The sequence below is a fragment of the Microvirga sp. P5_D2 genome, from assembly GCF_054049475.1.
Genome location: NZ_JBFUMH010000151.1, coordinates 1 through 12,681, shown reverse-complemented (window position 1 = coordinate 12,681; position 12,681 = coordinate 1). Strand labels below are relative to the sequence as shown.

Sequence of the window (12,681 nt, the reverse complement as noted above, 5' to 3'; positions counted from 1 at the left end):
GCCCAACGGGCCTATGTAGCGCGGACCCTCGGGTCTCTGCCTGCCGAGGATCTGGCCGATCTCGAACGCATCGTTCTCGCATGGCGCGAGCGGGCCCGCGCGGAAGAGGACGCGACGCTCGCCCGGATGCCGGGATAACCCTTCATGTTCGATGCCATCGCCTTCGCGGGAGGCGGAAACCGCTGCTACTGGCAAGGCGGCTTCTGGGAGGCGGCTGCTCCGCTGCTCGGCCTTAAGCCGAGCCTGATCGTCGGCGTGAGCGCGGGAGCATGGTCGGCCTGCTACAGCCTTCTTGGCCTCGGCCAGCGCGTCAACAGCATGGTGGTGGAAGGCTGCAGTCAGGGGCGGCGCAATTTCGAATGGCGCGCGTGGCGCAGCGAGGGCTCTCCCTGGCCGGTCGCCTTCATGTATCGCAGCCTCATCGAAGCCATTGTCGACGACGCGGCGCTGGAGCGCCTCAAGCATGGCCCCGAAATCCTGATCGGCCTCGCGCGCAAACCGCGCCGGCTGCCGTTGTCCCTCGCGGTGCCGCTCGGCATTGCCACCTATCAGATCGAGAAGAAATGGCGCTCTCCCGTACATCCACGCGGCGGCAGGCTGATCGGCTTCAGTCCTGAATTCCTGAGGTTGCAGGACCTGTCTTCGCCCGCCGAACTCTCGGCGGCGCTCATGGCAAGCGCCAGCGTTCCGCCTTTCATGCCCATCGGCCAGGTCGGCGGCATGGTGGCGCTCGACGGCGGCCTCGTCGACAACGTGCCCATCGAGCCGCTGCTGCCGGTGGAGGCGAACGGCGGCAGGACATTGGTCATTCTCTCCCGTCTCTACCGCGCCTTTCCGCAGGTGAAAGGCCGCACATACATTCAGCCATCCGGGCCGGTGCCTGTCGGGCAGTTCGACATCACCAACCCCACCGGTATCAGGAAGGCCTATGAGATGGGCCTGAGGGACGGCGAGGCCTTCGCGAAGCGTGCGCAGACACACAGCACCTGACGAAACGTAACCTTAAAAGCCGCATTCCTTACCTAAGGTCAGCTTTCAAGGGAACGCACGATGATACCACGCTGGATCGAAGCCCTCCTGTCGAGCCGGATGACGGAGACGGCGGCTCGCGCCATCCTCACCTTCCCGTTCTGGGGAAGTGGGCTTGCGAAACTGCTCAACTTCTCGGGCGGCATGGCGGAGATGAGCCATTTCGGCCTGGAGCCCGCGTGGTTCTACAACAGCCTCACGATCTTCGTTCAGCTGACGGGCTCGGCCCTCATCATCACGAACAGTCTGACATGGCTCGGGGCCGGAGCGCTCGGCGTCTTCACCTTTCTCACCATCCCCATCGTCCACGCCTTCTGGCGGTTCGAAGGTGAGGAGGCGGTTCGGGCGTTCCATACGGCGGGCGAGCATATCGGCATGATCGGCGCGCTKGTTCTCGTCTCCGTGCTGGCTCTGCGCCCGCAGCCCGCAACGGCTTCAGAAGATGCGACATTCGGATTGCCGCTGCCAAATGATAGATTGTTGCGTCGTTAATCCTGGATTAAGCTTGAATCCAGCATCTGTTGGAAAAGCAGACGAAACGCCGGGCCCTGCCCTGATCGGGCCACGGCGGAACCAAATATCGGGGCGGACGAGAGACTGCACCCGAACAGGAGGAATTGCCATGACCCTGCAAGCTCAGAACCGAGAGCAACGATCCGGCCGGGAGACCGAGTCCGAGACCATTCCAGCTTTCAAGCCCGTCGCCCTTCCCGCTCTCGCTGCAGCCATGCGCGCTGCTCAAGCGCAGCCGAGCAAGCCGAAGGAGACCGCCCTCCCTGCGATCCTTCGCAAGGAAGCGGTTTAAGCCGGTAAGAAGCCTCAAACGACAAAAGCGCCCCGAGGGGCGCTTTTTTCTTTCATGCCGCGGCGAAAATCAGCCGCCGCTTTAGCGGACGATAACCTTGGTGTTCAGCGCGACGCGGTTGTAGAGGTCGATCACGTCGATGTTGCGCATGCGGATGCAGCCGGACGACACGGCCAGTCCGATCTTCTCCGGCTCGTTGGTGCCGTGGATGCGGTAGAGCGTGTCCTTGTTGCCCTCATAGAGATAGAGCGCACGCGCACCGAGCGGGTTATTGGGGCCGCCCTTCGTGAACTGCACGTGGGGCCAGCGGGCCTTCATCTCGGCGGGCGGATTCCAATCCGGCCATTCCGCCTTGCGGGCGATGCTCGAAGTGCCGGTCCAGCCATAGGCCTCGTCGCCGACGGCAACGCCGTAGCGAATGGCCTTCTTGTTTTCCTGCACGTAGTAGAGGAAGCGATTCTTGGTATCGACGATGATCGTGCCGGGCACCTCGCCGGTCGGGTCATCGACGATGTAACGGGCGTAGCGGGGCTCTTCCTGTGCCTTCGGCACCTGCGCCAGAAATTCCGTGTCGCGCGCGGAAACCTGGGGCTCCGGCACGCCTTGGAAGGTGCAGCCGGCCAAGGCCGTCAGGGTTGCGGCAAGAACGAGAAGGCGAGAGAGGCGCATTGGATAGAGCTCTGCTGCGCTGCTCCTAAGAGCAGCATCGAGTGGAAGGTTACGCCATAACACTAGAGGGGCCTTCCCTTAGGTCAATCAGCGAATCATCAGAACAATGGCACGGTTGCGGCGGAATGAGTGTTGCATTGCAACAACATGGACAACCGCATGAGAGGCTGCGACACTGTTTGTCCACGCCATTCAAGGGCTTTTATGTCCACGCTCTACATCAGCCATCCCGCCAGCCTCGATCATCAGACGCCCCTTGGCCACCCCGAGCGTCCCGACCGCATCCTTGCCATCGAGCGCGCGCTCGAAAAGGAGCGTTTCACCGCGCTGATCCGCGACCTCGCACCGATGGCCGAGATGGAAAGCCTCACCCTTGCCCATCCCGAAGAGCATGTGGCTCGGCTGCGCGATATCAGCCCCCGGGAAGGCTTGGTGCGGATCGATGAGGACACGATCATGTCCCCCGGCACCTACGAGGCCGCCCTGCGCGGCGCAGGCGGTGCGGTGAAGGCTGTCGACGAGGTCATGGCGGGCCACATGAACAACGCCTTCGTCGCCATGCGCCCGCCCGGGCACCACGCCGAAATGACGCGGGCCATGGGCTTCTGCTTCTTCAACAACGCGGCCATCGCGGCCCGCCATGCGCAGAAGCGCCATGGTGCCGAGCGCGTGGCCATTTTCGATTGGGACGTTCATCACGGCAATGGCACTCAGGACATCTTCTGGCGCGATGCCAGCGTTCTCTATTGCTCGACCCATGAGGCGCCGCTCTATCCCGGCACGGGATCGGTCTCCGAGAGGGGCGAGCACAACACCATCGTCAATGTGCCGCTCGGCGCGGGCGACGGCAGCGAGATGTTCCGCACTGCCGTGGAACAAGCGGTGCTGCCGCGCATCGATGCCTTCGCTCCCGACCTCATCATCATCTCGGCCGGCTTCGACGCCCACTGGCGCGATCCGCTCGCCAGCCTCAATCTCACGGAAACGGATTTCGCCTGGGCCACCCGGCAGCTCATGGACCTCGCCGACCGCCATTGCGGCCAGCGCATCGTCTCGGTGCTTGAGGGCGGCTACGATCTCGAAGGATTATCGAAATCCGTCGCCTTCCATCTCGACGCCCTGATGGGGCGTGAGATGAATACGTGAGTTAGCCTCTCATCCTCATGGCCGCACTTGTTGCGGCCATGAGAACGGAGCAACTACCCCTCGATGGGCTCCTGCCCGACGAGCTCAATGCCGAAGCCGCTCAGGCCCACGAATGACCGGCTCGACGTGGTCGTCAGGTTGCGGATCGAGCTGACGCCGAGATCCTTGAGGATCTGTGCGCCGAGGCCGACTTCGCGCCACTGGCTCTGCCGCTGGGCTTCCGACGCGTTCTCGTCGGGATCGGAGAAGCTGATGGTGGGAACGCCGGCCGTACCATCGCGCAGATAGACCAGCACGCCCCTGCCCTCCTTCACGAAACGCTGGAGCGAGGCGTTCACCATCTTGCCGCCCTCGAACACATCGGTGAGCGCGTTGGCGCGGTGCAATCGCACGGGAATGTTCGTGCCGTCGCCGATGCGGCCATGTACGAGCGCGATGTGCTGCACGCTGTCGAACGGCGTCGAATAGGCATAGCCCGTGAACGAGCCCCATTGCGTGTCCACCGGGAAGGTGGCGATGCGCTCGACCAGCTTTTCGCGCGACTGACGGTAGGCGATGAGATCCGCCACCGAGATGCGCTTGAGGTCGTGCTTCTCGGCGAAGGCATCGATCTGCGCACCCTTCATGACGGTGCCGTCGTCATTCGCGAGTTCGCAGATCACGCCCACCGGCGGTAGGTTCGCGAGCTTGCACAGATCGACCGCCGCCTCCGTGTGGCCGGAGCGCATGAGCACGCCGCCATCCTTGGCGATCAACGGGAAGACGTGGCCGGGCCGCACGAAATCGACAGCGCCCATGTTGTGGTTGGCAAGCGCCCGCACCGTGTTCGAACGCTGCTCGGCGGAGATGCCGGTGGTGAGCCCGTGTTTCACATCTACAGTGACGGTGAAGGCCGTGCCCAGCGGCGCATCGTTCGAGGCTACCATCGGGTCGAGACGCAAGCGGCGCGCTTCGCCAAGGGTCAGCGGGGCGCAGACGATGCCGCAGGTGTTGCGGATGATGAAGGCCATCTTCTCCGGCGTGCAGAGGGAGGCGGCGACGATCAGGTCGCCCTCGTTCTCGCGGTCGTCGTCATCCGTGACAATGACGATTTCACCGCGGGCAAAAGCCTCGATGGCTTCATTGACGGAGTTCGGCATCAAGGCCTCCTTGGCGGATTGGGGCAGGAAATCGTTCGGCGTGACAGCGCCACGGGTTTCACGGGCAATCAATTCAGCCGTGTCCCGGGAGATCCAAGCCTGTTCGGAATTGCACATCTGGGTGATGGCGCCAGGAGTCACGCCGATCCGCCGCGCGAATTCCACGCGCGAGACGCCATTGCGGGACAACCATACAGCCAGTTTCATGCCGCTTGGTTAGCCGAAGCGCGGATTTTAGTAAAACTAAAATTTGGTGCTTGGAGGGCTGCTATACACTGGCGTCATGGCCGGGCTTGACGTGGAGAACTTAAGCCGGGAACGGCCAGGACGGCCCCGCTCCCACCTGTCCGCGATGGCGCAAGACGTGGTCTGCGAGGACGCAAGCCACCATGGCTTCGCCCACCGGCACGGCGCGGATGCCGACGCAGGGGTCGTGCCGTCCCTTGGTCATGACCTCGGCCTCGGCGCCGGAGCGGGTGACGCTGGAGCGAGGGGTGAGGATCGACGACGTGGGCTTCACCGCGAAGCGGCACACGACCGGCTGGCCCGTGGAGATACCGCCGAGAACGCCGCCCGCATGGTTGGACAGGAAGGTCGGCGCGCCCTGGTTGCCGGAGCGCATCTCGTCAGCGTTCTCCTCGCCGCGAAGCGCCGCCGCCGCGAAACCGTCGCCGATCTCGACACCCTTCACTGCATTGATGGACATGAGAGCGGAGGCGAGATCCGAATCGAGCTTGCCGTAGATCGGAGCGCCGAGACCTGCCGGCACGCCTTCGGCCACGATCTCCAGTACCGCGCCGATGGAGGAGCCCGCCTTGCGCAGGCCATCCAGATATTCCTCATAGAACGCAGCCGCCTTCGCATCCGGGCAGAAGAAGGGATTACGGGAGATCTCTTCCCAGTCCCAGTTGCTCCGGTCGATGGCATGCGGCCCCATCTGCACGAGCGCGCCACGAATGGTGACTCCAGACAGAACCTTGCGGGCGACAGCGCCGGCCGCGACCCTTGCTGCCGTCTCGCGGGCGGAGGAGCGTCCGCCGCCGCGATAATCGCGGATGCCGTATTTCACGTCATAGGTAAAATCCGCATGGCCCGGACGGTAGGAATTCTTGATCTCGGAATAATCCTTCGAGCGCTGGTCCACATTCTCGATCAGCAGCGCAATCGGCGTCCCCGTCGTCACCTGCTGGCCGGTGCGCTCGTCCATGAACACGCCGGAAAGGATTTTGACCTGATCCGGCTCCTGCCGCTGCGTGGTGAAGCGCGACTGGCCGGGACGGCGGCGATCAAGCTCCGCCTGGATCTCGGCCGCCTCGATGGGGATCATGGGCGGGCAGCCATCGATCACGCAGCCGAGAGCGGGCCCATGGCTTTCGCCGAAAGTGGTGACGCGGAAAAGGTGACCGAACGTATTGTGGGACATGGCGCTTCTTCGAGGTTCAAGGCGTCTTAAAACCAAAGCGCCCGGGTGTCACGCCCCGAGCGCTTGGATGCCATTCAAACCGCCATTCCTCGGCGATTATTGAACCGTGATGCGGAAGGTGTAGGTGCGCAGCGTCGGGATGCTGAGGTCGTTCCCGCTCCAGGGCACGTTGACGGCGACCTCGTCCGAGCCCTTGAAGCCTTTCTTAGGCGTGTAAACGTAAGCCAGCCCACGCACCTTCGTTCCCGGGCAGTTGGTGTCCTTACCAAGCGTCTGCTCGTACGGCACGATCTTGAAGTCACCGTTGGCGGGCGCTTGCTTCACCTTCACGTCGGGGATGACCGACGTATAGCAGGTATCGACCTCATATCCGAAGAAGCCGCCGATGGCTGTGGTGGAATTGGCCTTGACGGTCCGATCAGCTGTCTGAGCGGAGGCAGCGGCGGTGAAGAGGGTAAGTCCGGCCAGGACGGTAAGCGCGCGGTACATGATGAGGTCTCTGCATTGTAACTATATTTCCATAATGCACATATTCCTAGAACGGGCAACGCTCGCCATGTGAGTTTCCCAAGTGGCCTTCGTGGAGTGGTCTTCGTGGGGATTGAGCCCTATCTTGGCTTCCCAAAGGGGAGGCTGTGTATTGGCCAAGAGCTTCGAGGCGGACCTTGCCGCGATCGATCGTATTCACGCGGTTCCCACGATCCTCGAGGTCATTTGCCGAACGACGGGAATGGGTTTCGCGGCGATTGCCAGGGTAACCGAGGATCGGTGGATCACATGCGCGGTCCGGGACAAGATCGATTTCGGCCTGCGACCCGGCGGTGAACTGAAGCTGGAGACGACGATCTGTCATGAGATCCGGCAGAGCGGGCAGCCGGTCATCATCGATCATGTTGCAGAGAACCAAGATTTTTGCAGCCACCACACCCCGGCGATGTACGGCTTTCAAAGCTACATCTCGATTCCGATCATCCTGGCGGACGGCACCTTCTTCGGAACGCTCTGCGCCATCGATCCCCGCCCGGCCCGCCTCGACACGCCCGAGACGGTGGGCATGTTCCGACTCTTCGCGGAGCTCATCTCCTTCCACCTCTCCGCCAACGAACGGCTGGCGACCAGCGAGGCGGACCTGCTCGACGAGCGCAAGACATCGGAATTGCGCGAACAGTTCCTCGCGGTTCTCGGGCACGACCTGCGCAATCCCCTCGCCTCTATCGAAGCAGGCGCGCGCATGCTCCAGAAAGAGCCGCTCAGCCCAAAGGGCGCTTCGGTCCTGGAACTCATCCATAACAGCGTGAACCGGATGGCCGAGTTGATCGACAACGTGCTCGATCTCGCGCGCGGCAGGCTCGGTGGCGGGATCACCCTGGAGTCCACGGCGGGGGTGATGCTGGGGCCGGTTCTGGAGCAGGTCGTCAACGAGCTTCGTTCCGCATGGCCCGAGCGCGTGTTCAAGCCCACGTTCGAATTGACCCGTCCCGTGAATTGCGACCGCGCCCGCATCGCGCAATTGCTGTCGAACCTCGTCGGTAATGCGTTGATTCATGGCGCCATGAAGGAGCCCATCGAGGTCACCGCGACGACCGAAGACCACATTTTCGAATTATGCGTCACCAACAAGGGTGACCCGATTCCGCCCGCCACCCTGGACCGCCTGTTCCAGCCGTTCTTCCGCGTGGCGGCAAGGCCCGGCCGGCAGGGCTTGGGCCTTGGCCTCTACATCGCGTCGGAAATTGCCCGCGCCCATGAAGGCGCGCTCACCGTGACCTCGACCGCGGAGCAGACGCGCTTCACCTTCCGCATGCCGATTGCTTGAGGGACTGGCCTCACACCCAGCGGTGATTGCGGCCTTCGATCACGAGCACCCTGCCCTGCCAGATATCCATGCTGGCGGCCTGGCGTGAATTGACGCCGCAGCAGACGGCGAGGAAGGCGCGGGCGACGCCGCCATGGGCCACGATGACGGTGTCGCGGGTCAGGTCGTCGATGACGGGGCGCAGGCGGTCGGTGAGCATGGCGTAGCTCTCGCCGCCGCCGGGGGGAGCGTAGTTCCACTTGTCGCGCTCGCGCAACGAGGCCATCTGCGGCTCGGCCTTGCGGACTTCCTTCCAGGTCATGCCTTCCCAGGAGCCGAAGGTCAGCTCGACGAGGCGCTCGTCGAGCTTGTAGCTCTCAGGATGAAGACCAAGGGTCTCGCGCAGGATTTCCATGGTCTCGCGGGTGCGCGTCATGGGGCTCGCCAGATAGGCGAGGTCCWCATAATGCGGAGCGATGTCCTTGAGACGCCGCCCTGCCTCCTCGGCCTGCACGCGGCCGAGGTCGTTGAGCGGGATATCCTTCTGCCCCTGCAGCCGGCCTTCCAGATTCCAATCCGTCTCGCCGTGGCGGATGAAATAGATCGTCGGGCGAGACAAGGTCATGGCAGGTCGGGCTACTCGGTTAGGAAAGAATTACTCTTTGTCGAGGGAGAGGTCCGGCGCTTCCGGGTTCTTCATGCCGACAACGTGGTAGCCCGCATCCACGTGCAGGATCTCGCCGGTCATGCCGCGGGACATGTCGGAGACGAGGTAGGCCGCCGTCTCGCCGACTTCCTCGATGGTGACCGTGCGGCGCAGGGGCGAGTTGTACTCGTTCCACTTCAGAATGTAGCGGAAGTCGCCGATGCCGGAGGCGGCAAGCGTCTTGATCGGACCTGCCGAGATGGCGTTGACGCGGATGTTCTTGGGGCCGAGATCGGCCGCGAGATAGCGCACCGATGCTTCGAGAGCGGCCTTGGCCACGCCCATGACGTTGTAGTGCGGCATCCACTTCTCGGCGCCGTAATAGGTGAGCGTCAGCATCGAGCCGCCGTCGGTCATCAGCTTTTCGGCGCGCTGCGCGATGGCCGTGAACGAATAGCAGGAGATGAGCAGAGACTTGGTGAAGTTGCCCTCGGTCGTCTCGACATAGCGGCCGGTCAGCTCGTCCTTGTCKGAGAAGGCGATGCAGTGGATGACGAAGTCGATGGAGCCCCAGAGGCGCTTCACTTCCTCGAACACCGCGTCGATGGTGGCGCCGTCGGTCACGTCGCAATGGCCGACCACATGGGCGTCGAGTTCCTTCGCCAGGGGCTCGACACGCTTCTTCAGGGCGTCGCCCTGATATGTGAAGGCGAGTTCCGCGCCGTGCTGGCGGGCAGCCTGCGCAATGCCCCAGGCGATCGAACGGTTGTTCGCCACGCCCATCACCAAGCCACGCTTACCGGCCAGGATGCCGGGGGCCTTTGTCTCCGCCATGATTCACCTAGATCGTCGCTGGACAGATTGGAAAGAGGGGCTTCTTTAGCCGACCCGGCAACGAGGGGGAAGCCCTCTTGGCCTCAAGCGCCCGAATCCTGGGGTTATAATGTAAATTTTTGTTACTCGGCCTGCGCGGAACGGCGCTTGCGGGCATATTCCATCAGCTCCTCGTCCATGGTTTCGGGGAGCTTGATCTCCGTGGTCACGAGAAGATCGCCATGGCCGGTCTTGGTCGGCAGGCCCTTGCCGCGCAGGCGGAAGGTGCGGCCGGAATCGGTCTTGGGCGGAATATTCATGCTGACCGTGCCCTTAAGCGTCGGGATGCGCACCGAACCGCCGAGGACCGCCTCCTCGATCTCGATGGGCAGCCGCAGGCGCAGGTTCGAGCCTTCCAGGGTGAAGCGCTCATGGGGCGCAATCTTGATGGTGAGCAGCACATCACCGGGCTCGATCCCGGGAGCGCCCTGCCCCAGCCCGCGCAGGCGGATCACCTGCCCGTCAGAGACGCCCTTCGGGATCACCACATCGACCTCGCGCCCGGTCGACAGGCGGATGCGCTTCTTCGCCTCCTCGCCGATTTCCTCGAGCGTCACGGTGAGGGTCGCGGAGACGTCCTCGCCCTTCTGCGGGCGAGCTCGGCCCTGCCGCATGCCCTCGGCCCCGGCCGAGCGAAACGCTTCGCCGAAGAGCGAAGAAAAGATGTCCTCGCCCGCATCGCCGCCAAAGCCCCGCGCGCTGCGACGGCCGCCGAACGGGTTGCCGCCACCAAAGCCCGCGAAATCTTCAGGCCGTGCGCCGCCCCTTCCGCTGCTGAATCCCTCGAAGCCCTGGAAACGCGGCTTACCCTCGGCATCGATCTCGCCCCGGTCGAACTGGCCGCGCTTCTCGGAATCGCCCAGGATTTCGTAGGCCGAGTTCACCTCGGCGAACTTGTCCTTGGCCTTCGGGTCGTTCTGGTTGCTGTCGGGGTGATGCGTCTTGGCGAGCTTGCGAAACGCCTTCTTGATCTCCGCTTCACTCGCGGAGCGGGCCACGCCTAAAACGTCGTACGGGTTGCGCATTGTGGAATCCATGAACCGTCTGATTGGGGCAGAATACACCCCACGGAATTGACGATCATATGGGCAAAGTGTTGCGCCTTTGCAACGCCTGGTAGCTAGGCTTTCGAAGAAACCTTGGCCGGCTTGGCACTGGGCTCCTTGGACTCGGCCTTGGCAGGCTTCACATCCTTGATCGCCCATTCGTCGCCCGAGGGCCGGCAGGCGGTGCCCTGGAGGGAGGCCTGGCTCGGTCCAGAAAGTTGGGCGGTGAAGGCGCGGCAGATCTCGTCGTTCTTCACGAAAGGCGCGCCTGTCGGCGTGAAGGTGCCCTTCATATGGGTCTCGGGATTGTCCCAAGATACCTGCGTGCCGGGCCCTTGAGGATCGAGGGCGACGGTCAGCGCGGCCTTGGCGCGGCGCCAATCCTCCTCGTTGAGGTCGGGCGACAGCGGGGCCGCGGCAGCGGAGACGATGGTGCCCGTGGTCTTGGGCTCCTCCTCGTCCAAGCCGGCCACGCCGAAGGAAAAGCTGCACGCGCCTGCGGACATGGCGATCATGCCGACCGCCAGGATTTTCATGGCTTCGCTCAGGAATGCATCTGATCTATAACGGCGCGTATTGGTCCACGGCACGCGTCGGGTCTCCCAGAACGAAATAGCCACATCGCGAGATAAAGCATTGAACCAGTTAACAACCGGTGACTTCACGGAAGCGGAAGAGCCTTTCACCCTTTTCGCCACCTGGCTGAAGGAGGCGGAGGCCYCGGAGCCGAACGATCCCAACGCCATGGCGCTCGCCACCGTGGACGAGGATGGGCTCCCGAATGTCCGCATGGTGCTGCTGAAGGGCTTCGACGAGAACGGCTTCGTTTTCTATACCAACACGGAATCCAACAAGGGCCGGGAGTTGCTGGGCCAACGGAAGGCCGCCATCGTCCTGCACTGGAAGAGCCTGCGCCGCCAGGTGCGCGCGCGTGGCCCCGTGACCATCGTCAGCGATGCCGAGGCGGACGCCTATTTCCAGAGCCGCCCCCGCGACAGCCGCATCGGCGCCTGGGCAAGCCAGCAATCGCGCCCGCTGGAAAGCCGCTTCGCCCTCGAGAAGTCGGTCGCGCTCCACACGGCGAAATACGCCATCGGCGAAGTGCCCCGCCCGCCCCACTGGACAGGCTTCCGCATCGCGCCCGTTTCCATCGAGTTCTGGCAGGACAAGCCCTTCCGCCTCCACGACCGCGTGGCCTTCAGCCGCGAGGGCGACGGCTGGCGGAAGGTGCGCTTGTATCCGTAAGCTGGAGGTGCCCATGGACCCGGTCTCCGTCTCAGGCTAAACGTCCGCTCCCTCTCACAGAGTTTGACCCATGTCCTCCACCAACACTTCCCGCCGCGTCATGCTGCTCACCGGCGCCAGCCGCGGGATCGGGCATGCGACCGTCAAACGTTTCTCCGCTGCCGGATGGCGGGTGATCACCTGCTCGCGCCATGGCTTTCCCGAGAACTGCCCGTGGGAGATGGGCCCGGAGGACCACCTCCAGGTGGATCTCGCCGATGCCCAGGACACGCTCCGCGCCATCGACGACGTAAAGGAGCGGCTCGCAGTCGAGGGCGGGTGCCTTCATGCGCTCGTGAACAATGCGGGTATCTCACCCAAGGGCGAAGGCGGCTCGCGGTTGGATGCCCTCCACACCTCCCATGAGGATTGGCTGCGGGTATTCCAGGTGAACTTCTTCGCCTCGATCATGCTGGCCCGCGGTCTGCAGGACGAGTTGACCCGTGCCAAGGGTTCGGTGGTGAACGTCACCTCCATCGCAGGCGGCAGGGTTCATCCCTTCGCGGGCGCGGCTTACTCCACGTCGAAAGCGGCGCTCGCCGCGCTGACCCGCGAGATGGCCGCCGATTTCGGTCCCCTCGGCGTTCGCGTGAACGCGATCTCGCCCGGTGAGATCGACACCTCGATTCTCTCCCCCGGCACCGAGAAGATCGTCGAGCAGCTTCCCATGCGCCGCCTCGGCACGCCGGACGAGGTCGCCAAGGCGATCTATTTCCTCTGCACCGATGCCAGCTCCTACGTGAACGGCGCGGAGCTTCACATCAACGGCGGCCAGCACGTTTAAGCCGCTGCGGGACAGGGGCATGACGAGCGACCGATCCTATCC

General features: G+C 63.7%; 15 protein-coding genes. 7 read left to right on the top strand and 8 right to left on the bottom strand.

Annotated features, from left to right (window positions below; translation table 11 throughout):
- The first annotated feature begins 144 nt into the window (after window positions 1–144).
- From ACXJKO_RS24980 to ACXJKO_RS24970, 3 genes are all read left to right on the top strand, one after another.
- Window positions 145–990 (top strand): patatin-like phospholipase family protein, encoded by an 846-nt coding sequence (locus ACXJKO_RS24980; protein WP_457093770.1) that lies wholly within the window; start codon window positions 145–147, stop codon window positions 988–990.
- A gap of 60 nt (window positions 991–1,050) precedes the next feature.
- On the top strand, window positions 1,051–1,521 hold the full coding sequence (locus tag ACXJKO_RS24975) for a DoxX family protein (RefSeq protein ID WP_457093769.1): 471 nt from the start codon (window positions 1,051–1,053) through the stop codon (window positions 1,519–1,521).
- A gap of 130 nt (window positions 1,522–1,651) precedes the next feature.
- The gene (locus ACXJKO_RS24970) at window positions 1,652–1,834 is read left to right on the top strand and encodes a hypothetical protein (protein ID WP_457093768.1); all 183 of its coding nucleotides are present in this window, start codon (window positions 1,652–1,654) and stop codon (window positions 1,832–1,834) included.
- A gap of 81 nt (window positions 1,835–1,915) precedes the next feature.
- Here the strand turns inward: ACXJKO_RS24970 and ACXJKO_RS24965 are convergent, their stop codons facing one another.
- Window positions 1,916–2,503: a L,D-transpeptidase gene (locus ACXJKO_RS24965; RefSeq protein ID WP_457093767.1), complete on the bottom strand. Its 588-nt coding sequence runs from the start codon at window positions 2,501–2,503 to the stop codon at window positions 1,916–1,918.
- A gap of 204 nt (window positions 2,504–2,707) precedes the next feature.
- Here ACXJKO_RS24965 and ACXJKO_RS24960 point away from each other — a divergent pair, with 204 nt between their 5' ends.
- On the top strand, window positions 2,708–3,649 hold the full coding sequence (locus ACXJKO_RS24960) for a histone deacetylase family protein (protein ID WP_457093766.1): 942 nt from the start codon (window positions 2,708–2,710) through the stop codon (window positions 3,647–3,649).
- Window positions 3,650–3,702: 53 nt separating this feature from the next.
- On the opposite strand, the gene ribB is transcribed toward ACXJKO_RS24960, so the two are convergent.
- From ribB to ACXJKO_RS24945, 3 genes are all read right to left on the bottom strand, one after another.
- Window positions 3,703–4,995, bottom strand: a complete 1,293-nt coding sequence (ribB, locus tag ACXJKO_RS24955) for a 3,4-dihydroxy-2-butanone-4-phosphate synthase (protein ID WP_457093765.1) — start codon at window positions 4,993–4,995, stop codon at window positions 3,703–3,705.
- A 100-nt stretch (window positions 4,996–5,095) separates the two neighbouring features.
- Window positions 5,096–6,211, bottom strand: a complete 1,116-nt coding sequence (gene aroC, locus ACXJKO_RS24950) for a chorismate synthase (RefSeq protein ID WP_457093764.1) — start codon at window positions 6,209–6,211, stop codon at window positions 5,096–5,098.
- A gap of 96 nt (window positions 6,212–6,307) precedes the next feature.
- A complete protein-coding gene (locus tag ACXJKO_RS24945; RefSeq protein WP_457093763.1) occupies window positions 6,308–6,700 on the bottom strand; it encodes a hypothetical protein in 393 nt (130 codons plus the stop codon).
- A 151-nt stretch (window positions 6,701–6,851) separates the two neighbouring features.
- On the opposite strand from ACXJKO_RS24945, the gene ACXJKO_RS24940 reads away from it, so the two are divergent.
- Window positions 6,852–8,027, top strand: a complete 1,176-nt coding sequence (locus ACXJKO_RS24940) for a GAF domain-containing sensor histidine kinase (RefSeq protein WP_457093762.1) — start codon at window positions 6,852–6,854, stop codon at window positions 8,025–8,027.
- 10 nt (window positions 8,028–8,037) lie between these two features.
- On the opposite strand, the gene ACXJKO_RS24935 is transcribed toward ACXJKO_RS24940, so the two are convergent.
- The 4 genes from ACXJKO_RS24935 to ACXJKO_RS24920 all read right to left on the bottom strand — a co-directional run bounded on the left by ACXJKO_RS24935 (window position 8,038) and on the right by ACXJKO_RS24920 (window position 11,107).
- Window positions 8,038–8,631 carry a histidine phosphatase family protein gene (locus tag ACXJKO_RS24935; protein WP_457093761.1) on the bottom strand — a complete coding sequence of 198 codons (594 nt, stop codon included), beginning with the start codon at window positions 8,629–8,631 and terminating at the stop codon, window positions 8,038–8,040.
- 30 nt (window positions 8,632–8,661) lie between these two features.
- Entirely contained in the window at window positions 8,662–9,486 is an 825-nt protein-coding gene (gene fabI, locus ACXJKO_RS24930) for an enoyl-ACP reductase FabI (protein ID WP_457093760.1), read from the bottom strand.
- A 122-nt stretch (window positions 9,487–9,608) separates the two neighbouring features.
- Window positions 9,609–10,550: a DnaJ C-terminal domain-containing protein gene (locus tag ACXJKO_RS24925; protein ID WP_457093759.1), complete on the bottom strand. Its 942-nt coding sequence runs from the start codon at window positions 10,548–10,550 to the stop codon at window positions 9,609–9,611.
- Between the two features lie 95 nt (window positions 10,551–10,645).
- The gene (locus ACXJKO_RS24920; RefSeq protein WP_457093758.1) at window positions 10,646–11,107 is read right to left on the bottom strand and encodes an RT0821/Lpp0805 family surface protein; all 462 of its coding nucleotides are present in this window, start codon (window positions 11,105–11,107) and stop codon (window positions 10,646–10,648) included.
- A gap of 100 nt (window positions 11,108–11,207) precedes the next feature.
- On the opposite strand from ACXJKO_RS24920, the gene pdxH reads away from it, so the two are divergent.
- Window positions 11,208–11,816 (top strand): pyridoxamine 5'-phosphate oxidase, encoded by a 609-nt coding sequence (pdxH, locus tag ACXJKO_RS24915; protein WP_457093757.1) that lies wholly within the window; start codon window positions 11,208–11,210, stop codon window positions 11,814–11,816.
- Window positions 11,817–11,886: 70 nt separating this feature from the next.
- The gene (locus ACXJKO_RS24910; RefSeq protein WP_457093756.1) at window positions 11,887–12,639 is read left to right on the top strand and encodes an SDR family NAD(P)-dependent oxidoreductase; all 753 of its coding nucleotides are present in this window, start codon (window positions 11,887–11,889) and stop codon (window positions 12,637–12,639) included.
- Window positions 12,640–12,681: the final 42 nt, after the last annotated feature.

What these genes read in the sequence shown, in the direction of transcription:
- ribB (WP_457093765.1), bottom strand. Translation starts at nt 4,995, where the DNA reads ATGAAACTGGCTGTATGGTTGTCCCGCAATGGCGTCTCGCGCGTGGAA.
- aroC (WP_457093764.1), bottom strand. Translation starts at nt 6,211, where the DNA reads ATGTCCCACAATACGTTCGGTCACCTTTTCCGCGTCACCACTTTCGGC.
- ACXJKO_RS24920 (WP_457093758.1), bottom strand. Translation starts at nt 11,107, where the DNA reads ATGAAAATCCTGGCGGTCGGCATGATCGCCATGTCCGCAGGCGCGTGC.
- ACXJKO_RS24945 (WP_457093763.1), bottom strand. Translation starts at nt 6,700, where the DNA reads ATGTACCGCGCGCTTACCGTCCTGGCCGGACTTACCCTCTTCACCGCC.
- ACXJKO_RS24980 (WP_457093770.1), top strand. Translation starts at nt 145, where the DNA reads ATGTTCGATGCCATCGCCTTCGCGGGAGGCGGAAACCGCTGCTACTGG.
- ACXJKO_RS24970 (WP_457093768.1), top strand. Translation starts at nt 1,652, where the DNA reads ATGACCCTGCAAGCTCAGAACCGAGAGCAACGATCCGGCCGGGAGACC.
- ACXJKO_RS24960 (WP_457093766.1), top strand. Translation starts at nt 2,708, where the DNA reads ATGTCCACGCTCTACATCAGCCATCCCGCCAGCCTCGATCATCAGACG.
- ACXJKO_RS24925 (WP_457093759.1), bottom strand. Translation starts at nt 10,550, where the DNA reads ATGCGCAACCCGTACGACGTTTTAGGCGTGGCCCGCTCCGCGAGTGAA.
- ACXJKO_RS24910 (WP_457093756.1), top strand. Translation starts at nt 11,887, where the DNA reads ATGTCCTCCACCAACACTTCCCGCCGCGTCATGCTGCTCACCGGCGCC.
- ACXJKO_RS24965 (WP_457093767.1), bottom strand. Translation starts at nt 2,503, where the DNA reads ATGCGCCTCTCTCGCCTTCTCGTTCTTGCCGCAACCCTGACGGCCTTG.